Origin of the sequence: Humibacter sp. (genome assembly GCF_051954055.1) — a bacterium.
Lineage (GTDB): Bacteria > Actinomycetota > Actinomycetes > Actinomycetales > Microbacteriaceae > Humibacter.
In genome coordinates this window covers 1-7,395 of the sequence record NZ_JBQCIE010000032.1, presented here as the reverse complement: position 1 = coordinate 7,395, position 7,395 = coordinate 1, and the positions used below count along the sequence as shown (strand labels likewise).

Genomic DNA, 7,395 nt, shown 5'->3' with positions numbered 1-7,395 from the left:
CGCGCCGGGAGTGGACTCATATAAGTCCACAGCCTGCCGCCGGAACTCGTCCGAGTAGTTCTTCCTGGACATGACTTCGATCATCTCGCTTCCCCGACACAAGGCCGGAATCAGCGTGTCCAAGAACCAGGGTCAAGGCCCACCGCACCCTCACCCGGTTGGGCACCCATGGTGGGTTGGTGCGGTATCGGATGGAGTTGATGCCGGAGATCTCCGGCAAGTTGGAGCAAGCACTCGCCGCGGTGGTGTCTCCGAAGTCGAAGCCGGTGTTCCTCGACGGGGATCAACCGGGTGAAGACGCTTGGGATGATCGTTCGTCGCCGCAGCGGCGGCATGATGCGTTCGCGTCCCTGATCGACGCCGCCGCCCGGTCCGCCCAGGTGGCGTCGATGGGTGGTGCTGCGCCGACCGTCCTGGTCACCGTCGACCAACACGACCTGGTAGAGGGACGTGGTGCCGGGTGGATCGACGGGGTGGAGGAGCCGATCCCGATGGCGGCGGTGACCCAGTTCGCCTGCGCCGGCGGCATCCAGAAACTCCTCCTCCGTAAGGGGAAGATTCTCTCGTTGTGGGCGCCGGAACGCTGCTTCACCGCCCAGCAACGCCGTGCGATCGCCGCCCGCGACAAAACGTGCGTGATCCCCGGCTGCCGGGTACCGGCCGGGTGGTGCGAATACCACCACGTTCAAGAACACTCCAGAGGGGGACCCACCGACACCAGCAACGGGGCCGCCGTGTGCTGGTACCACCATCAGAGCATCGACACCGGCGGATGGGCGATCCGCATGCACAACGGGAAACCACAAGTCCGCGCACCCGGATGGATCGACCCCCACGGAACCTGGCGAGACACCGGCCAAGAATTCACACGGCCCAAGCTACGCGAATGACGGCTCTTGGCATCAGCAATACACTGCGGAGTTCGGGGCGATAACCGATGCGCTTGCGCTCTCGCTGCTTTCGGCGGATCGACGCGGGCCGTCCGGCAAGCGAGAATCACCCCATGACGCCAGACAGTGACGCGCATCCAGTATCCGGGCAGGGCTTCGCCGAACTGCACGCCGGTCCGCAGCCACTGCTGCTGCCGAACGCGTGGGATGTCGCCTCGGCGCTCGGCTTCGTCGCCGCCGGCTTCGCGGCTGTCGGCACGACGAGCTTCGGCGTGAACGCCGCGCAAGGCACACCCGATGGTGCCGGGTCGAGCCGGGGTGCGACCCGAGAACTGGTTCATCGGCTCCGTGCGCTTCCCGCCTACGTGTCCGTAGACATCGAAGACGGCTACAGCGACGACCCGAGCGAGGTCGGCGGCTTCGTCGCGGAACTCGACGTTTCGGGCATCAACCTCGAGGACTCACAGCACGCCCGACTGGTCGACCCATCACTCGTCGCAGCGAAGATCGCGGCGATCAAACGCGCCGCACCCGGCGTCTTCGTCAACGCCCGCGTCGACACGTACTGGTTCCACATCGATGACTCTCCAGACGCGACGATCGATCGCGCGAAGACCTACCTCGACGCCGGCGCCGACGGGATCTTCGTGCCCGGTGCCGCCGAACCGGACCTTCTCGAGACCCTCGCCGCAAGCATCCCTGCGCCGGTCAACGTTCTTGTCACGCCCCGGCTGACGCTCGCTCAGCTCGGCGAATTGGGCATCCGCCGTGTCAGCACGGGATCGCTTCCGATCCGCGCGGCCATCGATGCGGCAGTCGGAGTCGCCGAGACCATCCGCGCCGGCGGGCTCGCACCCGCCGCCACCTCGTACGCCGAGGCTCAGCGCCGACTCGAGGAGTACGCCGAGCGCACCGGCGTCAGCTGACCCATCACCCGAGATGCGCCTGCAGGAACGCGAAGACCTGCGCCGAGACATCCGGATGCCCCAGCAACTGGATGCCGTGATCCGTTCCCGGCACCACCGTGAGCGTGCTCACTCCCTTGGGCGCCACCCGCTGAAACTCCTCGTTCGCCGACGTCGCGTCGAACGGGTCGTGGTCCGCCGTGACGAACAGAGTGGGGCACCGGAGCTTCGCGGCCGACTTGGAGACATCCTGACCCTCGAGGTACTGCTCACCGGAGAGCGCCACGAGCGCGTCGGGCGGGACCGACGTGCGCGTTGCAGCGATGATGGATGCCTTCGCACCCTGGGATGCTCCGAGTAGAGCGAGCTTCGTCGCACCCTGCGCGCGCATCAGGGTCGCAATCGTGACCGCGTTTTCATCGGCGGCCCCGACGTAGTCGTAGAGCGCGACCTCATATCCGCGGGAGACGAGCGCCTCGGCGACAGCCTTCCAGCCACACAAGTCCTGCCCGCTCTGGTTCGAGATCACCACGACCTTGCTCCCCGTGCCGAGTACCTGCACCTCGACCTGGCCCATCCCCGTCGCGCGCACCTCGGGCTCGGAGGCCAGACAGGATGCCGGTGTCGGCTCAGGAGCACGCGTGACGGTCTGAGTGCTGTTGCGTAACGGGGGTGCTTCCGGGCCGCCGGTGCATCCGGTCAGCGAGAGCGCGACGACTCCAGCTGCGGAGAGCGCGATCGAGAGCCGCCGGACGCGACGACGTGACCGCTTCATCCTCCCGATGCTACGACCAGGGGTCGACTCGCACGCTGCGGATGGATATCATCGCCATCGGTGAGCCCGAACATGAAAACCATTGACATCCCGCGCGGATGTGCCCGGCCATGAGCATCCAGTCGAGCATTCAAGCGCTGACGGATGGCTACCCGCCCTCGATGAAACGCATCGCCGAGGTGATCATCGCTCGGCCACAGGCCGTGCTCGAGCTCACGATCACGGAGCTCGCACGACTCTGCGAGACGTCGGAGACGACGCTCGTGCGGTTCGCCCGCACGCTCGGTTTCGCCGGCTACGCCGCACTCAAGCTGCAGATGGCGGCGGAGCTCGCGGCCGAGACAGCGCAACTCGGGGCGGCGAGCAGCTATGGATCCGACATCGCACCGACGGACACCCTCGCTGAGACCGTCGCGAAGATCAGCGGGTCCGAGTTGTTCGGCATCCGCGAGACCGCAGCGAGCCTCGACCTCGAAACCCTGCAGAAGGTGATCGACGCCGTCGCCGCAGCGCAGCGCACCGTCGCGTTCGGAGTGGCGGCCAGCAACATGGGCGCCCGCGATCTCAAGGAGAAGCTGCTGCGCATCGGACGGATCGCACTCGGATTCACGGATGCCCACGACGCCGTCAGCTCCGCATCGCTGCTGGGACCGCGCGACGTCGTCATCGGCTTCTCGCACGGCGGCCAGACCCGCGAGGTCTGCGAACTGCTCCGCGTCGCCCGCGCCGGAGGAGCCACGACGGTTGCGATCACGAACGTCCCGGACTCGCCGGTCACCCGCGACGCCGACCTCGTGCTGACCACCTCCGTGCGCGAGACCACGTTCCGCTCCGGCGCGATGGCCAGCCGCATCGCTCAGCTCACCATCGTCGACTACATCTTCGTCGGCGTCGCGCGCACCACATACGAGGCGAGCGTCCAAGCACTGAAGACGAGTCGCGAGAGCCTCACCCGACTCCGCGGAGACCGGTAGGCGAGCGGTGGAAGAAGCACGCAGCCGGAGGATGCCATGAGTCCCGTCGTGACGCGAGCGAGCGACGGTGTCCCGGTCGTCGCGTACGCCATGCTCGACGAGCAGGGCCGGATGCTCGCATCACGCAACGCGCGCACCGTCTTCTATGCGGCATCCACCGTGAAACTCGGCGTGATGCTGGCGGCGGTGATCGCGGCGGAGCGGGGCGAGCTGAGTCTGGACGACACGCTCGAGTGCCACCGGGAGTTCGAGTGCCTGGGCGCCGAGGGAGTCACCGAGACCTTCCGTCTCGATCCGGAGGACAGCGACCCGGAGTTCCCCGCGGACGGCGAACGGGCCACGATCCGCGACCTGGTCGCCATGATGATCACCCGGTCGTCGAACGAAGCGACCAACGTGCTGTTCGACCGGCTCGGCCGGGCACCGATCGCCGAGGCGTTCCGGCTCTGTTGCGCGCAGGACACACGCATGGAGCGCAGGATCGGCGATCCGTGCGCGATGCGCTCCGGCCTCACCAACGAGTCGACTCCGGCCGACCTCGCCGCGATCACTCGCCGCATCGTCGGCAGCGGGCTCACCACCCGCACCAACGCGGACTGGATGCGCGGTGTGCTGGAGGCGCAGGAGCATCCGCGCATCGGATCCGTCGTTCCGAGCGGAACGCCCTGGGGATCCAAGTCGGGCGACGTGCCAGGTGTCGAACACGACGTCGCCTTCGTGGGACCGGCAGGGTCCCGGTGCTTCCTCGCGATCTGTACCCGCGGCTACGAGCCGCAGCAGGGACGTGAGGTCATCAGAGCGGTGGCGCAGGCGCTGCTGACCGCCGACATCGAACCGAACACGAGGTAACCGAACACAGCTTCTTTCCGGCCCATCGGGGGGCCGGATTCTCCCAAAGGAGGGATGACAAAGTGGCACACGCACACGACACAGATCTCGGCTCCGGGCCCGGAGCTGCTCCACCACCGAGGCGTGGGCGGTGGGTCGCACTGGCACTGCCCGCGGCGCTGATCGCGACGTTCGCGCTGGCGCAGCCGGCCTTCGCCGACACCGCATCCACAGATGCCACCGCAGCCGTCGCGACGACGACAGCGTCGCAGGCATCCACTGCGGATAACAGCGCACTGCGCGACAAGATCGCCAGTATCGCGCTCAGCCAGGTCGGCAGAGGAGACAACCCGGTCGTGACCGGGTTCGGCGGCCTCAACTGCAACCCGTACACCACCATGGTTGCCGGGTTCTCCGCCAACTCGAACGGCTGCGGGTACGACTCGACGTTCAACGTTCGCAACTCGAACGAGAACTGGTGCTCGGACTTCGCCAAGTGGGTGTGGCAGCAGGCCGGCGTGACGCAGGACATGAACACCGTCAACGCCGCGGCATCCAGCTTCGTGCAGTGGGCCCTCGACGACGGCCAGAACCCGGTGGCGGACTCCGGTACCCCGCAGGTGGGCGACGCCGTCGTGTTCTTCCACGCCGGCGCGATATCCCCGGCGCGCTATGCCGACCACGTGGGACTGATCGTCGCGGTGAACGCCGACGGCACCGTCGACATGGTCAACGGCGATTTCAGCAGCTCCACCAACGTGAAGGTCGAGCACGACACCAAGCTCGACCTGACGACCTTCGCGCACAAGACGTGGAGCTCTGGCGAGGTGTGGGCGCTCGTCTCCCCGCCGACGGCGGCGCAGCACGCGAACCCGCAGGCATCCATCTCGGGTCCCGACACGGCGGTAGTGAGCACGGATGCCGTCTATCACGCCAGTGCCACGGAGGCAGGCGGCTCGATCACCGGGTACTACTGGACGTTCGGCGACGGCCGCGCGACCAACAGCAACGGCGCGGATGTGACGCACACGTTCGCGACGCCCGGCATGCACACGATCACGGTTACTGCGACCTCCAGCTTCGGCACCATCTCGACGATCACGAAGAACGTGAACGTGGTGGGCGCGTCCGCGAGCGTCGCGGCCGTGGCGTCGACCGACACGTGGTACTCCAGCTATCCCGTTTCGTACTACAGGTTCGTGCGAGCCGGCGACGGTCTCGCGGCGGATGTGTGGGATGGCGCGAGCTGGCTCGAGCTGCAGGCGGCGGGCACACCGGCGTCCAGCGGAGCGATCGCCGCGCTGTCGTACATCGACCCCGAGGTGAACTCCGCGACGACCCCGCACGCGTACTACCGCGCGCAGGACGGCTCGCTGGCCGAGTCGTACCTCGGCGGGAACGGATGGGTGAGCAAGGACCTGCCGGGCAAGCCCGCCGAAGGAGCCGACGTCGTCGCTGTGTACACGGCATCCGGACCCGAGGTGTTCTTCGTGGACGCGAACGGCTACCTGAACGAGACGAGCGAGAGCTCTGGCACGTGGTCGACCAGCACGCTGACGGACTTCGCGGTGAACCCCGCGCCCCTCACGGTGAGCGAGACGGCGAGCGGACCGACGCTGTTCGCGATCGGTCACAACGGCAAGCTCACGACGATCTCTCAGTCCGGGAGCGAATGGCCGGCGGTGCCCTCGAAGGTCGGCGTATCGAAGGATGCGACGCTGTCGGCGGTCACGACCCCTGATGGCGTCGCGAGTGTGATCGTCAACGGTGCTGTTGGTGTGAGCGGTGACGGCGGTCCCGCTTTGGTTCAGGTGACTCAGAAGTCGCGCGGCGCGTGGAACATCACGGCGCTCCCCGGAAGCCCCGCCGCCGGCGCCATCTCCGCGTCGACGTATGAGCTGCCGAGTGCGGTGTCCGGCCCGATCGGGAACTTCCCGAACCCGCCGGGAACGCTCGTGGACGGACCGGCCCAGCCGCTCGGAACGGTCGTCGCCTACCTGGGTAGCGACGGGCATCCCGCGGTGACGTACAACGACGGTTCGGGCTGGCAGACCGCGGCGCTTCCCGGCACGGCCACCGCCGTCACGGGCATCGCAGCCGAGCCGATCGCGCACCAGCCGCTGCAGGTGTACCTCGACACGGCGTCCGGCCCCGCGATGGACACCACGGGCGACACGGCACCGCCGAGCGGTCCGTGGACCACGCAGGCACTGCCGAAGACGCCCGCGACGTTCGCCGACCGGGTGCTCGTGTACTCGGCCGGATCGGGGGACCTGCCCGCTGCGCAGGCCGCGGCGGGCGCAGCCGGTCTGCCGGCGAGCCAGGTGACCACCTCGTTCCAGGTCGCGTGGGCGGCAACGCTCTCCGGCAACTACTTCGTGGTCGCGGTCGGCCAGGCGGCGTTGAACGCGCTCGAGTACAACACGTGCGGGTGGACGAACCCTTCCGCCGTCGATCCGGGAAGCACGCCGTTCGACTACGTGACCCGTCTGCTCAACGTGCTGCCGGGAGCCGACCTGTTCATGAACGGTGCGGCGGCGACCGCGTCGCAGACGCAGGAGCGTGCGACCGACATCGTGTACTACGCGGTGCACGGTGCACTCCCGACCGGGGAGACCGCGGTTCCGGCCGCGGCCCGCTCGTCGCGCACGTGCCTCGGCTCCGCGAGCTGAGGTGAGATCCCGTTTCACTGACGGAGAATGCGCACCGTGTCCGTCGATGTTCGCGTTTTCTGTCAGTGAAACGGGTTCCCGTCAGCGCCTGTGCGGCTAGCGCAGCCTGCGGATGCCCAGCCCGGGCTCGGCGGACATCGTCACGGTCTCGCCGTCGTACTCGATGCCGCCCAGCACGGGCGACTCCCTCAGCCAGAGGCCGGCGTCGAGGTCGTGCGCGGTCGCTGACCCGGACCGTCCGTCGATCACGGCAGCGACGGCGCTCGCGGCCGCGATGCCGACGTGGCTCTCCATCATGCAGCCGACGATCGCCGACATCCCCGCTCGCTCCACGAGGTCGAGCACGGCCAG

The 7,395-nt window shown here is 68.0% G+C and carries 5 protein-coding genes and 2 pseudogenes; 5 read left to right on the top strand and 2 right to left on the bottom strand.

The annotated features are described in order from the left end of the window. Positions 1-131: 131 nt before the first annotated feature. Both ACTHNC_RS03605 and ACTHNC_RS03600 read left to right on the top strand, forming a co-directional pair. Positions 132-890: pseudogene (locus ACTHNC_RS03605) on the top strand (DUF222 domain-containing protein); the annotation flags it as partial. A gap of 113 nt (positions 891-1,003) precedes the next feature. After that, positions 1,004-1,816: an isocitrate lyase/PEP mutase family protein gene (locus ACTHNC_RS03600; RefSeq protein WP_440293229.1), complete on the top strand. Its 813-nt coding sequence runs from the start codon at positions 1,004-1,006 to the stop codon at positions 1,814-1,816. Between the two features lie 4 nt (positions 1,817-1,820). Here the strand turns inward: ACTHNC_RS03600 and ACTHNC_RS03595 are convergent, their stop codons facing one another. Next, a complete protein-coding gene (locus tag ACTHNC_RS03595; protein WP_440293228.1) occupies positions 1,821-2,570 on the bottom strand; it encodes a hypothetical protein in 750 nt (249 codons plus the stop codon). A gap of 110 nt (positions 2,571-2,680) precedes the next feature. Between ACTHNC_RS03595 and ACTHNC_RS03590 the strand changes: the two genes are divergently transcribed. The 3 genes from ACTHNC_RS03590 (at position 2,681) to ACTHNC_RS03580 (ending at position 7,044) form a co-directional block, all read left to right on the top strand. Further along, entirely contained in the window at positions 2,681-3,544 is an 864-nt protein-coding gene (locus tag ACTHNC_RS03590; RefSeq protein WP_440293227.1) for a MurR/RpiR family transcriptional regulator, read from the top strand. Between the two features lie 36 nt (positions 3,545-3,580). Then, entirely contained in the window at positions 3,581-4,393 is an 813-nt protein-coding gene (locus tag ACTHNC_RS03585; RefSeq protein WP_440293226.1) for a serine hydrolase, read from the top strand. Positions 4,394-4,455: 62 nt separating this feature from the next. Next, positions 4,456-7,044, top strand: a complete 2,589-nt coding sequence (locus ACTHNC_RS03580; RefSeq protein WP_440293225.1) for a PKD domain-containing protein — start codon at positions 4,456-4,458, stop codon at positions 7,042-7,044. Positions 7,045-7,140: 96 nt separating this feature from the next. Here the strand turns inward: ACTHNC_RS03580 and ACTHNC_RS03575 are convergent. Continuing rightward, positions 7,141-7,395, bottom strand: a pseudogene (locus ACTHNC_RS03575) (hypothetical protein); the annotation flags it as partial.

Excerpts from the sequence above, each read along its gene's own strand:
- ACTHNC_RS03595 (WP_440293228.1), bottom strand. The coding sequence starts at position 2,570 with ATGAAGCGGTCACGTCGTCGCGTCCGGCGGCTCTCGATCGCGCTCTCC.
- ACTHNC_RS03585 (WP_440293226.1), top strand. The coding sequence starts at position 3,581 with ATGAGTCCCGTCGTGACGCGAGCGAGCGACGGTGTCCCGGTCGTCGCG.
- ACTHNC_RS03600 (WP_440293229.1), top strand. The coding sequence starts at position 1,004 with ATGACGCCAGACAGTGACGCGCATCCAGTATCCGGGCAGGGCTTCGCC.
- ACTHNC_RS03590 (WP_440293227.1), top strand. The coding sequence starts at position 2,681 with ATGAGCATCCAGTCGAGCATTCAAGCGCTGACGGATGGCTACCCGCCC.